18 protein-coding genes are annotated in these 16,995 nt (G+C 69.5%); 5 read left to right on the top strand and 13 right to left on the bottom strand.

Annotated features, from left to right (window positions below):
- Nucleotides 1–23 precede the first annotated feature (23 nt).
- Entirely contained in the window at nt 24–566 is a 543-nt protein-coding gene (locus P5G46_RS02535) for a TetR/AcrR family transcriptional regulator (RefSeq protein WP_408904909.1), read from the top strand.
- Here the strand turns inward: P5G46_RS02535 and P5G46_RS02540 are convergent.
- The 10 genes from P5G46_RS02540 to otsA form a co-directional block, all read right to left on the bottom strand.
- Nucleotides 535–807: a hypothetical protein gene (locus P5G46_RS02540; RefSeq protein WP_408904910.1), complete on the bottom strand. Its 273-nt coding sequence runs from the start codon at nt 805–807 to the stop codon at nt 535–537. The genes P5G46_RS02535 and P5G46_RS02540 overlap by 32 nt on opposite strands.
- 140 nt (nt 808–947) lie before the next feature.
- A complete protein-coding gene (gene serA, locus P5G46_RS02545) occupies nt 948–2,552 on the bottom strand; it encodes a phosphoglycerate dehydrogenase (protein ID WP_408904911.1) in 1,605 nt (534 codons plus the stop codon).
- 232 nt (nt 2,553–2,784) lie between these two features.
- On the bottom strand, nt 2,785–3,123 hold the full coding sequence (locus P5G46_RS02550; RefSeq protein WP_375095521.1) for a bacitracin resistance protein: 339 nt from the start codon (nt 3,121–3,123) through the stop codon (nt 2,785–2,787).
- Nucleotides 3,120–3,701 (bottom strand): DNA polymerase III subunit gamma/tau, encoded by a 582-nt coding sequence (locus tag P5G46_RS02555; protein WP_408904912.1) that lies wholly within the window; start codon nt 3,699–3,701, stop codon nt 3,120–3,122. The genes P5G46_RS02550 and P5G46_RS02555 overlap by 4 nt, the downstream gene beginning before the upstream one ends.
- A gap of 120 nt (nt 3,702–3,821) precedes the next feature.
- The gene (ilvC, locus tag P5G46_RS02560) at nt 3,822–4,847 is read right to left on the bottom strand and encodes a ketol-acid reductoisomerase (RefSeq protein WP_239274577.1); all 1,026 of its coding nucleotides are present in this window, start codon (nt 4,845–4,847) and stop codon (nt 3,822–3,824) included.
- Between the two features lie 110 nt (nt 4,848–4,957).
- Entirely contained in the window at nt 4,958–5,467 is a 510-nt protein-coding gene (gene ilvN, locus P5G46_RS02565; RefSeq protein WP_108319077.1) for an acetolactate synthase small subunit, read from the bottom strand.
- Nucleotide 5,468: 1 nt separating this feature from the next.
- Complete coding sequence (locus tag P5G46_RS02570; RefSeq protein WP_408904913.1) at nt 5,469–7,274, bottom strand: acetolactate synthase large subunit; 1,806 nt, start codon at nt 7,272–7,274, stop codon at nt 5,469–5,471.
- 44 nt (nt 7,275–7,318) lie between these two features.
- Nucleotides 7,319–9,037 carry a dihydroxy-acid dehydratase gene (ilvD, locus tag P5G46_RS02575; protein WP_408904914.1) on the bottom strand — a complete coding sequence of 573 codons (1,719 nt, stop codon included), beginning with the start codon at nt 9,035–9,037 and terminating at the stop codon, nt 7,319–7,321.
- A 9-nt stretch (nt 9,038–9,046) separates the two neighbouring features.
- Nucleotides 9,047–9,826 (bottom strand): trehalose-phosphatase, encoded by a 780-nt coding sequence (gene otsB / locus P5G46_RS02580; protein WP_375095517.1) that lies wholly within the window; start codon nt 9,824–9,826, stop codon nt 9,047–9,049.
- On the bottom strand, nt 9,823–11,283 hold the full coding sequence (gene otsA / locus P5G46_RS02585) for an alpha,alpha-trehalose-phosphate synthase (UDP-forming) (protein ID WP_239274538.1): 1,461 nt from the start codon (nt 11,281–11,283) through the stop codon (nt 9,823–9,825). Before otsA ends, otsB begins: the two co-directional genes overlap by 4 nt.
- Nucleotides 11,284–11,481: 198 nt before the next feature.
- On the opposite strand from otsA, the gene P5G46_RS02590 reads away from it, so the two are divergent.
- Nucleotides 11,482–11,736: a cytochrome c-type biogenesis protein CcmH gene (locus tag P5G46_RS02590; RefSeq protein ID WP_239274529.1), complete on the top strand. Its 255-nt coding sequence runs from the start codon at nt 11,482–11,484 to the stop codon at nt 11,734–11,736.
- Nucleotides 11,737–11,778: 42 nt separating this feature from the next.
- Here P5G46_RS02590 and P5G46_RS02595 read toward each other — a convergent pair whose 3' ends face one another.
- Genes P5G46_RS02595 through P5G46_RS02605 form a run of 3 tightly spaced genes read right to left on the bottom strand, consistent with a single transcriptional unit; the run spans nt 11,779 to nt 14,391 of the window.
- The gene (locus P5G46_RS02595) at nt 11,779–12,966 is read right to left on the bottom strand and encodes an acetyl-CoA C-acetyltransferase (RefSeq protein WP_408904915.1); all 1,188 of its coding nucleotides are present in this window, start codon (nt 12,964–12,966) and stop codon (nt 11,779–11,781) included.
- Nucleotides 12,963–13,616, bottom strand: a complete 654-nt coding sequence (locus P5G46_RS02600) for a CoA transferase subunit B (RefSeq protein WP_375095515.1) — start codon at nt 13,614–13,616, stop codon at nt 12,963–12,965. Before P5G46_RS02600 ends, P5G46_RS02595 begins: the two co-directional genes overlap by 4 nt.
- Nucleotide 13,617: 1 nt before the next feature.
- Entirely contained in the window at nt 13,618–14,391 is a 774-nt protein-coding gene (locus P5G46_RS02605) for a CoA transferase subunit A (protein ID WP_239274489.1), read from the bottom strand.
- Between the two features lie 137 nt (nt 14,392–14,528).
- Here P5G46_RS02605 and P5G46_RS02610 point away from each other — a divergent pair, with 137 nt between their 5' ends.
- From P5G46_RS02610 to P5G46_RS02620, 3 genes are read left to right on the top strand one after another with little or no spacing between them, the layout of a single operon-like run.
- The gene (locus P5G46_RS02610) at nt 14,529–15,293 is read left to right on the top strand and encodes an IclR family transcriptional regulator (protein ID WP_408905269.1); all 765 of its coding nucleotides are present in this window, start codon (nt 14,529–14,531) and stop codon (nt 15,291–15,293) included.
- 39 nt (nt 15,294–15,332) lie between these two features.
- Nucleotides 15,333–15,767 (top strand): MarR family winged helix-turn-helix transcriptional regulator, encoded by a 435-nt coding sequence (locus P5G46_RS02615; protein ID WP_408904916.1) that lies wholly within the window; start codon nt 15,333–15,335, stop codon nt 15,765–15,767.
- Nucleotides 15,764–16,984, top strand: coding sequence for an MFS transporter (locus P5G46_RS02620; protein WP_408904917.1), 1,221 nt, complete (start codon nt 15,764–15,766; stop codon nt 16,982–16,984). Before P5G46_RS02615 ends, P5G46_RS02620 begins: the two co-directional genes overlap by 4 nt.
- The last annotated feature ends 11 nt before the right edge of the window (nt 16,985–16,995 follow it).

Raw genomic sequence — 16,995 nt, forward strand, 5'->3', positions numbered from 1 at the left:
CCGGCCATTACGATCGAGAAGCCATGAGCCGCCCTCCCCTTGCCCGCGAAGCCGTCCTCGACGCGTTCACGCGCATCCTCGTCGACGAAGGCGAACGCGCGGCCACCATGGATGCCACGGCCCGCGCCGCCGGAGTCAGCAAGGGGGGACTGCTCTACCACTTCAACTCCAAGAGCGCTCTCGAAGAGGCGCTGGTGAAGCGCCTCGAGACGCTCGCCCAGCAGGACGTCGACGAGATCGAGGAATCATCCGAGGGGGTCGTCGCCGCGCACCTGCGCTCGTCGCAGAACACCGGCTCGCCGCTCGACGTGACGATCCTCGCGGTCTCCCGGCTCGCGCAGAACGGCAGCGACGCCGCCTCGGCCTCACTGCGTCGCGTGCGAGAACTCTGGGAAGACAGCCTCCGGCCGCACACGCGCGACGAGACCGCGTTGCGGATCGTGCTCCTGGTCAGCGACGGCCTGTACTTCAACGCGGTGCTCGACCTCAACGCCGTTCCAGGGCCCACCCTCGACGGTGCAGACCTCGACGCCCTCATCTCGGCCGTCGTCGCCGCGACGACCTGATCTCACCCTCGACCAGCGCCCCGCCGCCCGCCGATCCGGTCGTCTCCGTTCTCCGGCGGGACCAGCGCGCAAGCGGAAGGACTCCGGATGCCTCGAGGGCGACGCCCAAGAGGATCAGAACCGCCCCGACGAGCCCGATCATCCCCCACCACTCCCCCCGCACGGTGTCGGCGATCCCCGTGATGAGAAACCCCGTCCCGACCGCGAGCAGCACGAAGCGGGAGACAAGAGACGCTGTCATGCGTCGATGGTGCCGAGTTCCGCTCCTGGGGATCGATCGAACGTCTCGATTCCACCAGCTTGCGCACGTTCTTCACCAGCCGCGGGAGACGCCATGAGGGGGTCGCTTTCGCGGCCCCCTCACTCGCACGCCCGCGCGGCTCAGCTCTCGACGATCTCGATCTGACGGAACAGGTCGGCGTTCACGGCCTCGCGCATCGCGCCGAGGATGGCGTCCGGCACGGGCGAGTCGACCGTGAGAACCGAGAGCGCGCGGCCCGTGGCATCCGGTCGGGCGACCTGGAGTCCGGCGATGTTGATGCCGGCTTCACCGAGCTTCTGACCATAGATCGCGACGATGCCGGGGCGATCGGCATAACGCATCACAAGGTGGTGCGTCTCGATCGGAACCTCGATCTCGTACCCGTTGATGCCGACGACCTTCGGCACCATGCGGGTGCCCGCGAGCGTCCCGGCGACCTCGAGCGTGGACCCGTCGGCGAGCGTTCCGCGAAGGATCGTGATGTTGCGGTACATCGGGCTGTCCGACTCGACGATCAACCGCGTCTCGACGCCACGCTGCTCGGCGAAGAGCGGCGCGTTGACGTAGGACACCGTCTCGCTGACGATGCGGCTGAAGATGCCCTTGAGGGCCGCGAGGCGGTAGACGCTGACGTCGTACTCCGCCAGCTCGCCGCGCACCTCGATGTCGAGGCTCGACAGCGCGCTGTCGGCGAGGCCGCTGAAGAACTGGCCGAGCATCTCGACCAGAGCGATACCCGGGCGCACAAACGGGTCGATCGCGCCGCCGGCGACGTTCACGGCATCCGGGACGAGGTCGCCCTCGAGGGCGAGCTTCACGGACCGCGCGACCGACACTCCGGCCTTCTCCTGCGCCTCTTCGGTGCTGGCGCCCAGGTGCGGGGTCACGACGACATTGGGGAGGTCGAGCAGCCGACGGGCCGGGCCGTCTTCGGCCGGAGGCTCGGTGGAGAAGACGTCGAGCCCTGCACCGGCGATCTCGCCCGAGGTGAGCGCATCGAACAGGGCGACCTCGTCGATGAGCCCGCCGCGGGCGACGTTGATGACGTACGCGGTCTTCTTCATGCGGCGCAGCTGTTCCGCGCCGATCATCCCGGTGGTCTCGGGCGTCTTCGGCATGTGGATGGTGACGAAATCGCTCTGTTCGAGCAGTTCGTCGAGCGAGACGAGCTGCACTCCGAGCTGCTGGGCGCGCGTCGCCGTGACGTACGGGTCGTACGCGATGACGCGCATGTCGAACGCCTGCAGACGCGCGGCGATGAGGGCGCCGATGCGTCCGAGGCCGATGATGCCGATCGTCTTCTCGAACAGCTCGGTCCCGGTGAACGAGCTGCGCTTCCAGAGCCCCTGAGCGAGCGAGGCGTGTGCCGCCGGGATGCGCCGAGCGAGGCTGAGCACGTGGCCGACCGTGAGCTCGGCGGCGGAGATGATGTTCGACGTCGGCGCGTTGACGACCATCACGCCCGCGGCCGTCGCCGCCTTGATGTCGACGTTGTCGAGGCCCACCCCCGCACGGGCGACGACCTTGAGAACCGGCGCCGCGGCGATGGCTTCGGCGTCGATCTTGGTCGCCGAGCGCACGAGCACCGCGTGCGCGTCGGTAAGGGCCGACAGCAGCGCGGGGCGATCGGTCCCGTCGACGTGGCGCACGTCGAAGTCGGGCCCGAGGGCGTCGATCGTGGCGGGAGAGAGTTCTTCGGCGATGAGCACGACGGGCTTCGTCACGGATGCGGTCCTTCGGAACGGTGCACGGGATCAGCGCGCACCTCCACGCACCACCGGCGCGAACCGGGCGCGCGGCCCGTGCGGGCCGTCTGTCAGCCTAGCGCGGCCCCGGCTCGCTCCCGACCGTGTGACGTGTCCCCGACCCGCGAAACCGCCCAAGCCGGCCGAACCGGCGGCAGTGTGCGTGGGAGTTGTGGGCGCGATGACGTCCTGCGAAGGGGAAGACGGGAGCTCAGCCGCCGTAGAGACCGAAGGAGGTGGCGCCGTATCCGACGATCGCGAGCCAGAACGCGGCGGACAGAGTGAGCCCCGCGAGCATCGCGAGCGAGAACTCCCCCGCGCGGCGACGCGCGCCGATCGCGAAAGCCGCGCCGAAGGCCGCGAGCGGGAAGACGATCGGAAGGATGTAGACGAACCAGCCCAGGCCGTTCAGTCCCAGGGGGCCGTTGACCTGCTGGATGAGCAGGGCGACCGAACTCCACACGACGAACGCGTAGAAGAGGCCGAAGATGCCGGCGATCGTGACCACCACCCACGTGGGCAGCCGGCGTGCGCGTGCGGCGGTGCTCATACGAAAGCTCCCAACGACAGGAACGGCCACGGAACGAGCAGGACGATCCCGAGGATGAGCATCAGGAACCGTTGCCAGGTACGCCATGCGCGGGTGAGGGCGAGGACCGTCACGAACCAGACGAGCGGGGCGAGGGCCGCGCCGACGGTCAGGGCCAGCAATGTCACGTCGGGAATCGGAAGGCCCAGGTCGCGCAGACGGAATCCCGCCACGAGCCAGCCGATCGCGAAGAGCAGGAACGTCGCCGCCACCATACCGATGCCGACGAGGCCGACGTTGCCGAGGGGTGCCGCGTGGTCGGCATCCGCGTCCGCGTCCGCGTCGACGGCGGCGGTCTCGGGATGCCGCGAGCTCGATGCCTCGCGCGATGGCTCGGGTCGCAGCGGCTCGGGACCGTCCTCGGGCCGCAGCGGCTCGGGGCCCGGACCGGGCCGCGGCGGTTCAGGGTCGCCGTCCGGCTGCCCGGGTGCGTGTTCGGCCTCCGCGGCGCGCTCGGGGGCACGCTTCTCGCCGACGTCGAGCGTCGGGTCGTCGTCACCGTCCCAGGACAGGGCGTCGTCGTCGCGCGGTGTGCTCACGCGTCCACGCTAGCGCCGCGCGTCCGCAGCGCGGCGATGCCCCGCCGAAACGGGGAACGCCCCGGAACACTCAGGTTCCGGGGCGTTCGACACGGGATACGCGATCGCCGTCGACGACGGTCAGCGCGCGGCGCTGCCCTCGGTGTAGTCGCTGTCCTGCTGCTTCCACGCGAAGAGGCCGCGCAGTTCCTTGCCGGTCGCCTCGATCGGGTGACCCTGCTCCTTCTCGCGGAGCGCGAGGAACTCGGGGGCGCCGTTGTCCTGGTCGGCGATGAAGCGCTGCGCGAACGCACCCGACTGGATGTCGGCGAGAACGGCCTTCATGTTCTCCTTGACGTCGGGCGAGATCACGCGCGGGCCCGAGACGTAGTCGCCGTACTCGGCGGTGTCGGAGATCGACCAGCGCTGCTTGGCGATGCCGCCCTCCCACATCAGGTCGACGATGAGCTTGAGCTCGTGCAGCACCTCGAAGTACGCGATCTCGGGCTGGTAGCCGGCCTCGGTCAGCGTCTCGAAGCCGTACTGGACGAGGTGGCTCATGCCACCGCACAGAACCGCCTGCTCACCGAACAGGTCGGTCTCGGTCTCTTCGGTGAAGGTCGTCTTGATGACGCCGGCGCGGGTGCCGCCGATGGCCTTGGCGTACGACAGCGCGGTGTCCCAGGCCGAGCCCGAGGCGTCACGCTCGACGGCGATGATGTCGGGGATGCCACGGCCCGCGACGTACTCGCGACGCACCGTGTGGCCGGGGGCCTTCGGAGCGACGAGGATGACGTCGACGCCCTCGGGCGCGTCGATGTAGCCGAAGCGGATGTTGAAGCCGTGCGCGAAGGCGAGAGTCTTACCCTCGGTCAGCTTGTCCTTGATCGAGTCGGCGTAGATGGAACGCTGGTGCTGATCGGGCGCCAGGATCATGATGAGGTCGGCCCACTCGGTCGCGTCGGCGACGTTCTTGACCTCGAAGCCGTCCTCCTGCGCCTTCGCGGCCGACTTCGAGCCGTCCTTCAGCGCGATGGCGACCTCGACGCCGGAGTCGCGGAGGTTCTGCGCGTGGGCGTGTCCCTGCGAGCCGTAGCCGACGATCGCGACCTTCTTGCCCTGGATGATCGAGAGGTCGGCGTCGTCGTCGTAGAAGATCTCTGCCATGGGGATGCTTTCTCCTTGTGAGTGGTCGGTTCGGAAACGGAGTGTCCAAGACACGCTCGAGGCGTGGGGACCGTGCGGCGTGCCCTGGACACCCGTCCGCACGGCGGGCGTCAACCGCGCAACACGCGCTCGGTGATGCTCTTGCCGCCGCGGCCGACGGCGAGCAGACCCGACTGCGCCAGCTCCTTCACGCCGAACGGCTCGATGGCCTTGAGGAAGGCGTCGACCTTGCCCTTGTCGCCGGTGATCTCGATCACCACGGCGTCCGGAGCGTAGTCCACGACCGAGGCGCGGAACAGGTTCACGACCTCGAGGACGTTGGACCGGCTGGCGTTGTCGGCGCGGACCTTCACCAGCACGTGTTCGCGTTGAACCGAACTGGCCGGGTCGAGCTCGACAATCTTGATGACGTTGATGAGCTTGTTCAGCTGCTTGGTCACCTGTTCGAGCGGAAGACCCTCGACGTCGACCACGACCGTGATGCGCGAGAGACCCGGCACCTCGGTGACACCCACGGCGAGCGATTCGATGTTGAAGCCGCGGCGGGCGAACAGGCCGGCGACGCGGGTCAGCAGACCCGGCTTGTCCTCCACGAGGAGGCTGAGAACGTGCCTCGACATGTCAGTCCTCCTGCTCGGCGAAGGCCGGCGAGTGATCGCGGGCGTACTGGACGTAGCTGTTGCTGACGCCCTGCGGGACCATCGGCCACACCATCGCGTCGGCGCTCACGACAAAGTCGATCACGACGGGGCGGTCGTTCGTGTCCAGCGCCAGCTGGATTGCGGCGTCGATCTCGTCTTCTTTCTCCACCCGGATCGCGAGACACCCGTAAGCCTCGGCGAGCTTGACGAAGTCCGGGATGCGACGGGTGCCGTGCCCGGTGTTCAGGTCCGTGTTCGAGTGGCGGCCGTCGAAGAACAGCGTCTGCCACTGTCGCACCATGCCGAGCGAGGAGTTGTTGATGATCGCGACCTTGATCGGGATGTCGTTGATGACACAGGTCGCGAGCTCCTGGTTGGTCATCTGGAAGCAGCCGTCGCCGTCGATCGCCCACACCACGCGGTCGGGCTCGGCGACCTTCGCCCCCATCGCCGCGGGCACCGAGTACCCCATCGTGCCGGCGCCGCCGGAATTGAGCCACGCGTTGGGGCGCTCGTACTTGATGAACTGCGCGGCCCACATCTGGTGCTGTCCCACGCCCGCGGCATAGATGCCCTCGGGTCCGGTGAGCTCGCCGATGCGCTGGATCACGTGCTGGGGCGACAGCAGTCCGTCACTGGTCGGGGTGTATCCCAGGGGGAACTCCTCGCGCAGACCGTTCAGGAAGGACCACCACTCAGAGTAGTCGACCTCGGTCTCGGACGCGGCCTGGCGGAACGCGGCATCCAGGTCGACGAGCACCTCTTTGAGGTCGCCGACGATCGGGACGTCGGCCGTGCGGATCTTGGAAATCTCGGCGGGATCGATGTCGACGTGCACCACCTGGGCGTTCGGTGCGAAGAGCGAAGCCTTGCCGGTGACGCGGTCGTCGAAGCGCGCGCCGAGCGACACGATGAGGTCGCTGTCCTGCAGCGCGAGTACCGCGGGGACGGTGCCGTGCATACCCGGCATGCCGAGGTGCTGGTGGTGCGAGTCCGGGAACGCCCCGCGCGCCATGAGCGTGGTCACCAACGGCGCGCCGGTGGCTTCCGCGAAGGTCTTGAGCTCGGCCGACGCCTTCGCGCGGATCACGCCGCCACCGACGTAGAGCACGGGCTTCTTCGCGTTCGCGATGAGGTGGGCCGCGGCCTGGATCTGCTTGCCGTGGGCCTTGGTCACCGGCCGGTAGCCGGGCAGGTCGATCTTCGGCGGCCAGATGAACGGGGCCTCCGCCTGCTGGGCGTCCTTCGTGATGTCGACGAGCACCGGGCCGGGGCGTCCGGTCGAGGCGATCTCGAACGCCGCCGCGATCGCGCCCGGGATCTCCTCCGCCGTCTTCACCAGGAACGAGTGCTTGGTGATGGGCATCGTGATGCCGACGATGTCGGCCTCCTGGAAGGCATCTGTTCCCATGAGGGTCGAGAAGACCTGGCCGGTGATGCACACCAACGGCACCGAGTCCATGTAGGCGTCGGCGATCGCGGTTACGAGGTTCGTCGCCCCCGGGCCGGACGTCGCGATCGCGACGCCGGTGCGACCCGACGCGGCGGCATAGCCCTCGGCCGCGTGGCCGGCGCCCTGCTCGTGACGGACGAGGATGTGCCGGACGTTCTCATCGTCCATGAGCGGGTCGTAGACGGGCATGATCGCGCCGCCCGGGAGACCGAACACGTCGGTGACGCCGAGCAGGTCGAGCGAACGGACGACCGCCTGAGCGCCCGAGAGCACGGGCGCCGGGGCGGTGCGAGCGGGGGGCCGGGGAACGGCCGTGGCGGATTCGGCGGACATGGTGGAACCTCGGAACCAGGTGGGGGGTGAGAAGGGGACGGCCGTCAGCCCGTGACCGCGCCCTCCGCGGCGGAGTGCACGAGCTTGGAGTACTTGGCCAGAACGCCACGGGTATAGCGCGGGGGAAGCGGCTCCCAGCCGTCGCGGCGAGAACCCAGCTCGGCGTCGTCGACGATCAAGTCGAGAGTGCGAGCGGCGATATCGACCCGTATCAGATCACCATCGCGCACGAAGGCGATAGGACCTGCGTCCACCGCTTCGGGAGCTATGTGGCCGATGCAGAGGCCGGTTGTGCCGCCTGAGAATCGACCGTCCGTCAAGAGTAGTACATCTTTTCCGAGCCCCGCGCCCTTGATGGCCGCGGTGATGGCGAGCATCTCGCGCATGCCGGGGCCGCCCTTGGGGCCCTCGTAACGGATGACGATGACGTCGCCCGCGGTGATGTCTCCCGCCTCGAGGGCGTCCATGGCCGCGCGCTCACGCTCGAACACGCGGGCCGGGCCCTCGAACACCGACGCGTCGAAGCCGGCGGTCTTGACGACGGCGCCCTCGGGGGCGAGCGAGCCGTGAAGGATCGTGATTCCGCCGGTGGCGTGGATCGGGTCGTCGAAGCGGTGGATGACGTCGCCGTCGACCGGGTCGGGCTCGAGGTCGCGGAGGTTCTCGGCCAGCGTCTTGCCGGTCACCGTGAGCGCGTCGCCGTGCAGGAGGCCCTCATCGAGCATGGCCTTCAGGACGACGGGGATGCCGCCGTGACGGTCGACGTCGTTCATCACGTACTTGCCGAAAGGCTTCATGTCGGCGACGTGCGGCGTCTTGTCGCCGATGCGGTTGAAGTCGTGGAGCGTCAGTTCGACCTCGGCCTCACGCGCGATGGCGAGAAGGTGCAGCACGACGTTGGTCGAGCCCCCGAGGGCCATGGCCAGCGCGATGGCGTTTTCGAACGCCTCCTTCGTCAGGATGTCACGCGTGGTGATCCCCTGGCGCAGCAGGTTCACCACGGCCTCGCCCGAACGGTGGGCGAAGTAGTCGCGACGGCGGTCGGCCGAAGGCGGAGCCGCAGAGCCTGGGAGGCTCAGCCCGAGCGCCTCGGCGACGGAGGCCATCGTGTTGGCGGTGTACATGCCGCCGCACGCGCCCTCGCCCGGCGCGATCGCGCACTCGATGCGCTTGAGGTCGGCCTCGCTCATCTTGCCGGCGAGGCACGCTCCCACGGCCTCGAAGGAGTCGATGATCGTGACGTCCTTCTCGGTGCCGTCGCTGAGCTTGACCCAGCCGGGTGCGATGGACCCGGCGTACAGGAAGACGCTGGAGAGATCCAGGCGAGCGGATGCCATGAGCATGCCGGGGATCGACTTGTCACAGCCGGCGAGCAGCACCGATCCGTCGAGGCGCTCGGCCATCATCACGGTCTCGACCGAGTCGGCGATGACCTCACGGGAGACGAGCGAGAAGTGCATGCCCTCGTGACCCATGGAGATGCCGTCCGAGACCGAGATGGTGCCGAACTGCAGCGGGTATCCGCCGCCGGCGTGAACGCCCTCTTTGGCGCCCTGAGCGAGACGGTCGAGGCTGAGGTTGCAGGGCGTGATCTCGTTCCAGCTCGACGCGATGCCGATCTGGGGCTTGTCCCAGTCCTCGTCGCCCATGCCGACGGCGCGGAGCATGCCACGGGAGGTCGTGGCTTCGATGCCGTCGGTGACGACGCGACTGCGGGGCTTGATGTCGAACTCGCCGGTGTTCGGATTCTGCGGAGCGGGCATTCTCGCAGTCTATTGCGCGCGAGCGACACGCTGACGCGCGACGGCCTCCAGAACGTCGACCAGCGCGTCGATGTCCGCGACCTTGAGGGTCGCGGCCGTCTCGGCGTCCCCCACATGGATGCCGAGATCCCCCGTCCGCAACGCGCGGAGGGCGTCCTCATCCGTGACGTCATCGCCCGCGAAAAGCACCGCGGTCGCCCCCACCCGTTCTCGGAGGTGTGCCACCGCCGAGTCCTTGCCCTCGTGACGGAAAGCGAACTCGAGGATGTCGTGTCCGGTACGTCGGCGCCACCCGGGCGCCTCCGCCGCCACCAGCCGGTCGGCGGCCTCTCGCGCCTCCCGGGCGGTCTCGGCGTCCGCCACCCTCGTATGTACCCCCACGCCGAACTCCTTGGGCTCGATCCAGACCCCGTCCAGGTGCGCGACCGACGCCGTGATCGCCTCGCGCAGGCGGTCGCGCAGCGCGAGGTCGGCGGCGTCGTCCGACGCCGGCTGTTCGCCCGCGCCGGGTACCCAGTACTGCACCCCGTGCGAGGCCGCGAGCCACATGGGCGAGGCATCGAGGTGTTCGGCGATCTCGCGGAGGTGTCCGAGCGAACGCCCCGAAACCAGGGCGACGACCGTGTCCGGGAGCGCGGCGAGAGCGTCGACGGCGGCGCGGGCGCGCGGCGTCATCCGCGCGGTCATCGGGTCGTCGACGAGCGGAGCCAGCGTTCCGTCGAAGTCGAGCGCCACCAGAAGCACCGGGGTCGTCGATACCGCCTCGATCGCGGCGTCGGCCGCGGTCACGACGCGACCCCCTCGTCGTCGGCGGCGTCCACTTCGGCGGCGGCCGCCGCGCTGGAGGCGCGGTCGTGGAAGACCGACAGCGCGTCGAGGAACTCCCTCGACCAGTCCTCGACGTCGTGATCCCGCACGCGCTTGCGGAGGGCCCGCATGCGACGGCCCTGTTCGGCCGCGGGCATGTCGATCGCGCGCACGATGGTGTCCTTCAGCCCGTCGATGTCGTGCGGATTGATCAGCAGCGCGCTGCCCATCTCATCGGCCGCACCCGCGAACTCGCTGAGCACGAGCACACCGCGGTTGTCGATACGGCTGGCCACGTACTCCTTGGCCACCAGGTTCATGCCGTCGCGCAGCGCGGTGACGAGCATCACGTCCGCGGCGAGGAACAGCGCGACCATCTCCTCGCGCGGATACGACTGGTGCAGGTAGCGGATGGCGGTGTGGGTCGTCGTGTCGTAGTCGCCGTTGATGCGGCCGACCGTCATCTCGATCTCGTCGCGCAGCTGCACGTAGGCGTCGACGCGCTCGCGACTCGGGCTGGCGACCTGGACGAGCGTGGCATCGTCCACCGTCGCTCGACCGTCCTCGAGAAGCTCACCCCACGCCTTCAGACGGTGACGGATGCCTTTGGTGTAGTCGAGACGGTCGACGCCGAGCAGGATCTTGCGGGGATTGCCGAGGCCCTCGCGGATCTCCCGTGCGCGTTGCTGGATGTCGGGGCGCTGAGCGAGTTCGATGTACGACTCGGCGTCGATGGAGATGGGGAAGGCCTTGGCGAGAGCGACACGCGTTCCCCCCTGGCCGTCCGGCACGGAGATGCCGCTGGCCTTGGTCTCGTAGCGCAGCTGCCGGCGCACGGCGCGAGCGAAGTTGCCCGCATCGGCCACGCGCTGAAATCCGATGACGTCGGCGCCCAGCAGCCCCTCCAGCACCTGCTTGCGCCACGGGAGCTGCGCGTACAGCCCGTAGGCGGGGAAGGGGATGTGGTGGAAGTAACCGATCGTGAGATCGGGGCGCCGCTCGCGCAGCATCTTGGGCACGAGCTGCAGCTGATAGTCCTGCACCCACACGATCGCGTTGTCGGCCGCCGCCTCGGCCGCGGCCTCCGCGAAGCGGCGGTTCACCCGAACGTAGGCGTCCCACCACGCGCGCTTGTACGTCGGCTCGGCGATGACGTCGTGGTACAGCGGCCAGATCGTGTCGTTGGAGAAGCCCTCGTAGTAGTGCTGCACGTCGGCGGCCGACAGCTCGACCGGGACGAGATGCGTCCCCTCGAACTCGAATGGGTCCAGCGCGACGTCGGGCTGGCCGGCCCAGCCCACCCATGCCCCCTCGGCGCGGCGCATGACCGGCTCCAGCGCGGTGACGAGTCCGCCGGGAGAGCGGCGCCACCCGTCCCCGTCGGGGGTGCGGTCCACCGGCAGACGATTGGCGACGACGACGAAATCGGCCTGTGGCACAGGTCCTCCTCGGTAGCTTGACCCCAGGCTAACAGTGGGGTGAGCGCGTTCCGCGGGACCTCTGGAATGCGATAACGCGCATTCTGTCGGGAGACGCTTCGCCATAGCGTGTTTCGCGTCAGCCAGCGTTCCTCGCGGGCGCGGAGCGGGATGTCAAGGCGGCGGGACGCCGATCCGGCGGGTCGCTAGGTTTGGGGTATGCGCCAGTACATCTTCGGAACCGGACTCCTCAGCGCCATCACCGGCGGCGTCACGCTGCTGCGGGGCCTGCGCAATGACGAGCCGTTCACGTGGCGGACCGCCCTGGCCTGGCTGAGCTGGGGCATCACGCTCGCCCTCGCCGTCGGCGCGGTGGTCGACACGCGCCGTGCCCGCCGAGGACGTCAGGTGGCCGGCGACTCCCCCGTCGCCAAGCGCCAGGAGAAGCTCCTCAAGAAGCGCCTGTCGCGCTGACGCCGGAGACGCGGATGCCGGGCCCTGAGACCCGGCATCCGTTCATCGCGTGAGGATCAGCGCGTCGCCCTGCCCGCCCCCGCCGCAGAGGGCGACCGCGGCTGCGCCGCTCCCCCGCCGCACCAGTTCGTGAACGGCGTGCACGACGAGACGATTGCCGGACGCCCCGATCGGGTGGCCGATCGCGATGCCCCCACCGTGCGGATTCACGATCTCGTCGGCGATCCCGAGCTCCGCTTGCGACCGCGCGACCACCGCCCCGAAGGCCTCGTTGATCTCGACGAGATCGAGATCGGATGCCGTGATCCCCTGCTTCTCCAACGCCTGGGCGATCGCGCGGGCGGGCTGCGCGTGCAGTGAGTTGTCGGGGCCGGCGACCTGACCCGCGGCTCCGACGACGGCCAGGACGTCCCACCCCCGATCCTCGGCGACGGTGCGCGTGGTGACGACGACCGCGGAGGCTCCGTCCGAGATCTGCGACGCATTGCCGGCCGTGATTGAACCGCCCTCTACGAACGCGGGGCGTAGCTTGGCCAGCGTTTCGGTCGTCGTGTCCGGCCGGATCCCCTCGTCGACCGTGACGACGACGGGATCGCCCTTCCGCTGCGGAATCGTGACGGGGACGATCTCGGCGTCGAACACGCCCTCCCGCTGTGCGGCCGCGGCGCGCTGGTGCGAGCGCGCGGCCACGGCATCCTGTGCCTCGCGGGTGACCTCGTAGCGGGCGTTCGCCCGTTCGGTGGATGCCCCCATGCTCTCGCGGTCGTACGCGTCGGTGAGACCGTCGTACGCCATGTGGTCGAGCACCTCGACCGAGCCGTACGCGTACCCGTCGCGGGAGTTCATGAGCAGATGCGGGGCGCGGGTCATCGACTCCATCCCCGCGGCCACGACAACCGTGGCATCCCCGAGTCGCAGCATGCGCGCCGCGTCGATGACCGCGGTGAGCCCGGACAGGCACACCTTGTTGATCGTTGCGGCGTGGACATCCCAGCCGATGCCGGCGGCGATCGCCGCCTGACGCGCGGCGTTCTGTCCGGCCCCGGCCTGCAGGACCTGCCCGACCAGCACGGCGTCGACGGCATCGGCGGGGATGCCTCCGCGCTCCAGGGCGCCGGAGATGGCGGTCGCACCGAGCTGCACCGCGGTGAGCGGCGCGAGCTGGCCCTTGAGACGCCCCTGGGGCGTGCGGGCGGCGGCGACGATGACGACGTCGGTGGCGGAGGTCATGCGTTCTGCTCCTCGGGGATGCGGACGGTGAGCGGGGGTTGGGTGGCAGCGACGACCTCGTCGATGGTGACGCCCGGTGCGACCTCGACGAGGATGAGCCCCTCGTCCGTGACGTCGATCACGGCGAGGTCGGTGATGATGCGGTCGACGACCCCGCGGCCGGTGAGCGGCAGCGAGCACGTGTCGACGATCTTCGGAGAGCCGTCGCGCGCGACGTGCTCCATGAGGACGATGACACGAGCGGCGCCGTGCACGAGGTCCATCGCACCACCGGGGCCCTTGACCATTTTGCCGGGGATCATCCAGTTCGCCAGGTCACCCGTCGCGGACACCTGCATGGCGCCGAGGATCGCGGCGTCGATCTTGCCGCCGCGGATCATGCCGAAACTCGTTGCCGAGTCGAAGAACGCCGCGCCCGGGAGCGTGGTCACGGTCTCTTTGCCGGCGTTGATGAGGTCGGCATCCACCGCGTCCTCCGTCGGGTAGGGACCGACCCCGAGGATGCCGTTCTCGGACTGCAGGACGACCGTTACGCCCTCCGGGACGTAGTTGGGAACGAGGGTCGGGAGACCGATGCCGAGGTTCACGTACGAGCCGTCGGAGAGTTCGCGCGCCGCGCGGGCGGCCATCTCGATGCGGGTGAGGGCCATGTCAGCGGGCTCCTTCGGTGACGGTGCGCTTCTCGATGCGCTTGGGGATGTCGGGACCGACCTCGACGATGCGGTGGACGAAGACGCCGGGCAGATGCACGTCGTCGGGGTCGATCTCGCCGGGCTCCAGGAGGTGCTCGACCTGCGCGATGCACACGCGGCCGGCCATCGCGGCGAGGGGGTTGAAGGCGCGGGCGGCCTTGCGGAAGACGAGGTTGCCGTGGCGGTCGCCCTTCCACGCGTGCACGAGCGAGAAGTCCGTGGTGATGGCCTCCTCGAGCACGAACTCGCGCGGCTGTCCGTTCACGTCGAACACGCGCACGTCCTTGGCCGGGGATGCCACGGCCACGCCGCCGGCCCCGTCGTATCGCTGCGGAAGCCCGCCCTCGGCGACTTGCGTTCCCACGCCGGTCTGCGTGTAGAACGCCGCGATGCCCGACCCGCCGGCCCGCAGCTTCTCGGCGAGGGTGCCTTGCGGGGTGAGTTCGAGCTCGAGCTCGCCCGAAAGGAACTGGCGCTCGAACTCCTTGTTCTCGCCGACGTACGACGAGGTCATCTTGCGGATGCGGCCGGCTCCCAGCAGGATGCCGAGCCCCCAGTCGTCGACGCCGCAGTTGTTCGACACGACCGAGAGGTCACCCGTGCCCTGCGCCAGGACGGCCTCGATGAGCGCGATGGGGTTTCCCGAGAGGCCGAAGCCGCCCACCGCGAGCGATGCTCCGTCAGGGATGTCGGCGACGGCGTCTGCCGCCGACGGCCAGGTCTTGTCGATCACGCGGACTCCTTCGTGCAGGGATCAGTGACCCCATCGTGAACTCGTCGCGTCGCGGGGGTCGCGTCGATTCTTGCGATGTGGATGCCAGCCCGCGTAGCGTCCACATCGTGGACAACGCCGCTTCTTCCTCCCGCGCGATGGTGCCGGGCACGCAGGCCATCGCCCGGGCGGCCCACCTTCTGCGCCTCGTGACGGCGGCCGGCACCGACGGCGTCGCCGTGGTCGATCTCGCGCGACGCGCCGACCTGACCCGCCCGACGGCACACCGGTTGCTCTCCGCGCTCCGGCAGGAGGGGCTGGTCGACCGCGACGAGGCGACGGGCCGGTGGCTGCCGGGGCCCGAGCTGTACTTGATGGGCACGGTCGCGGCATCCCGTTTCGACGTCACCGCGGTCGCGTGCGACATCGTGCGGTCTCTCGCCGTCCGCACCGAGGAGAGCGCATTTCTTTCCGTACGCCGCGGCGACGAGACGGTGTGCCTCGTCCGCGAGGACGGCAGCTTTCCCATCCGCTCGTTTGTGCTGTCGGAGGGCGTGCGCTTCCCTCTGGGTGTTGCATCCGCGGGACTGGCGATCCTGGCGTTCCTGCCACCGGACGAGGTCGACGCGTACCTCGACCGCCATGCCGACCTCGCCGAACAGTGGGGCGCTGCGCACGCTCCGGCGCGTCTGCGTACCCGCGTGGCCCATACGAAGGCTCGCGGCTACGCGGTGAATCCGGGCCTCATCGTCGAGGGCAGCTGGGGCCTGGGGGCCGCGGTGTTCACCCGCACCGGTGAGCCTCAGTGGGCGCTGAGTCTCACGGGCGTGGAGTTCCGGTTCAGCGGCGAGCGCCTCGCCGAACTCGGTCGCACCCTGCTGGCGCACGCGCATCAGCTCTCCACGCGCATCGCCGGACGATGATGCATACCCAGGTTATATAACGCGGGTATACTCGTGGGAATGACCCGCGACGACGACCTGCAGAGACTGATCCTCGCGGTGCACGCCCTGACGCGCATCGCGGCCCTCGAGACGAAGAACGACGCCCCCGCGGCACAGTGGCGCACCTTGACGCTCCTGCGTGACCACGGCCCGCAGCGCATCGGCGACCTCGCCACGCTCAGCCGCGTGTCACAGCCCGGCATGACCCGGCTCGTCCACCAGATGGAGACGGTCGGGCTGCTCGTCCGCGGCATCCATCCGGACGACTCGCGCGTGAGCGTCGTATCGGCCACCGACGAGGGTCTGCGCGAGCTCGATCGGTGGATGGAAGCGCTCAGCGCCGCCCTGACCCCGCACGTCGCCGATCTGATGGATGCCGAGTGGGACGCGGTCCGCATGAGCGCCGACGCCCTGGCGGCCCGCGTGGGCCTCGAGCCGGAGGGGGCACGATGAGCGCCGCTCCGAGCGTCTGGAAGCAGCCCGCTCAGGTGTGGGCGGTCGCGTTCGCGTGTGTCGTGGCGTTCATGGGGATCGGCTTGGTCGACCCCATCCTCCCCGCGATCGCGGAGTCGTTGCAGGCCAGCCCGGTCGAGACCGAGCTGCTGTTCACCAGCTATCTCGTCGTCACGGGTCTGGCGATGCTCGTGACCAGTTGGATCTCGAGCCGCATCGGCGCGAAGGCGACACTGCTCATCGGGCTCGGACTCATCGTCGTGTTCGCGCTCCTGTGCGCCCTCAGCGGGAGCGTCGACGCCGTCATCGGGTTCCGCGCGGGATGGGGTCTCGGGAACGCCCTCTTCATCTCGACCGCCCTCGCCACGATCGTCGGGGCCGCCTCGGGCGGGAGCTCCGCCGCGATCGTGCTGTACGAAGCCGCCCTGGGTCTCGGCATCGCCGTGGGTCCGCTGCTGGGCGGCATCCTGGGCGAGGCGAGCTGGCGCGGCCCGTTCTTCGGCGTCGTGGCGCTGATGGCGGTTGCCTTCGTCGCGGTGCTCGTGCTCCTCCGCGGCCCGTCGCCCGCCCGCTCGCCGATTCCCTTCAGCGCGCCGTTCCGCGCGCTGGGCCGCCCGGCGCTGGCGATCCTGGCCGCGACCGCTTTGTTCTACAACATCGGCTTCTTCACGCTCTTGGCGTTCTCTCCGTTCCCCCTCGGCTTCGGCGCGATGGGGATCGGTCTGACGTTCTTCGGCTGGGGCGTGGCGCTGGCGGTCACGAGCGTGTGGGTTGCTCCCCTCCTGCTGCGCCGGATGCGACTGACCACCGTCCTGCTCGTGGCACTGCCGCTTCTGGCGGTCGACCTGCTCGTCGCTGCGTTCGTCGTGGGGTCGCCCGCCGCGCTCGTCGCGTGCATCGTCGTGGGCGGTCTCGTCCTGGGCGTCGTGAACACCGCCCTCACCGAGGCGGTCATGGAGGCGACCGATCTGCCGCGCTCGGTCGCGTCGTCGGCCTACTCGGCGGTCCGGTTCCTCGGTGGGGCCGTCGCTCCGCCCCTCGCCGCGTTCCTGTGGCACGCCGCCGGGGCCGGGGTCCCCTACGTTATGGCGACCGTGTCCGTCGTGATCTCAGCGACCTGCGTTCTGTTCGGTCGCGCGGCTCTCGCCCACATCGACCGGGCACATCCGACCGCCGCCGACGAGGGCGCCGCCGTTCTGGTGGGAGACGCGGCCTGAACCGGAGCGGA

The organism is Microbacterium mcarthurae (genome assembly GCF_046064585.1).
In the GTDB taxonomy this organism is placed as follows: Bacteria; Actinomycetota; Actinomycetes; order Actinomycetales; family Microbacteriaceae; genus Microbacterium; species Microbacterium mcarthurae.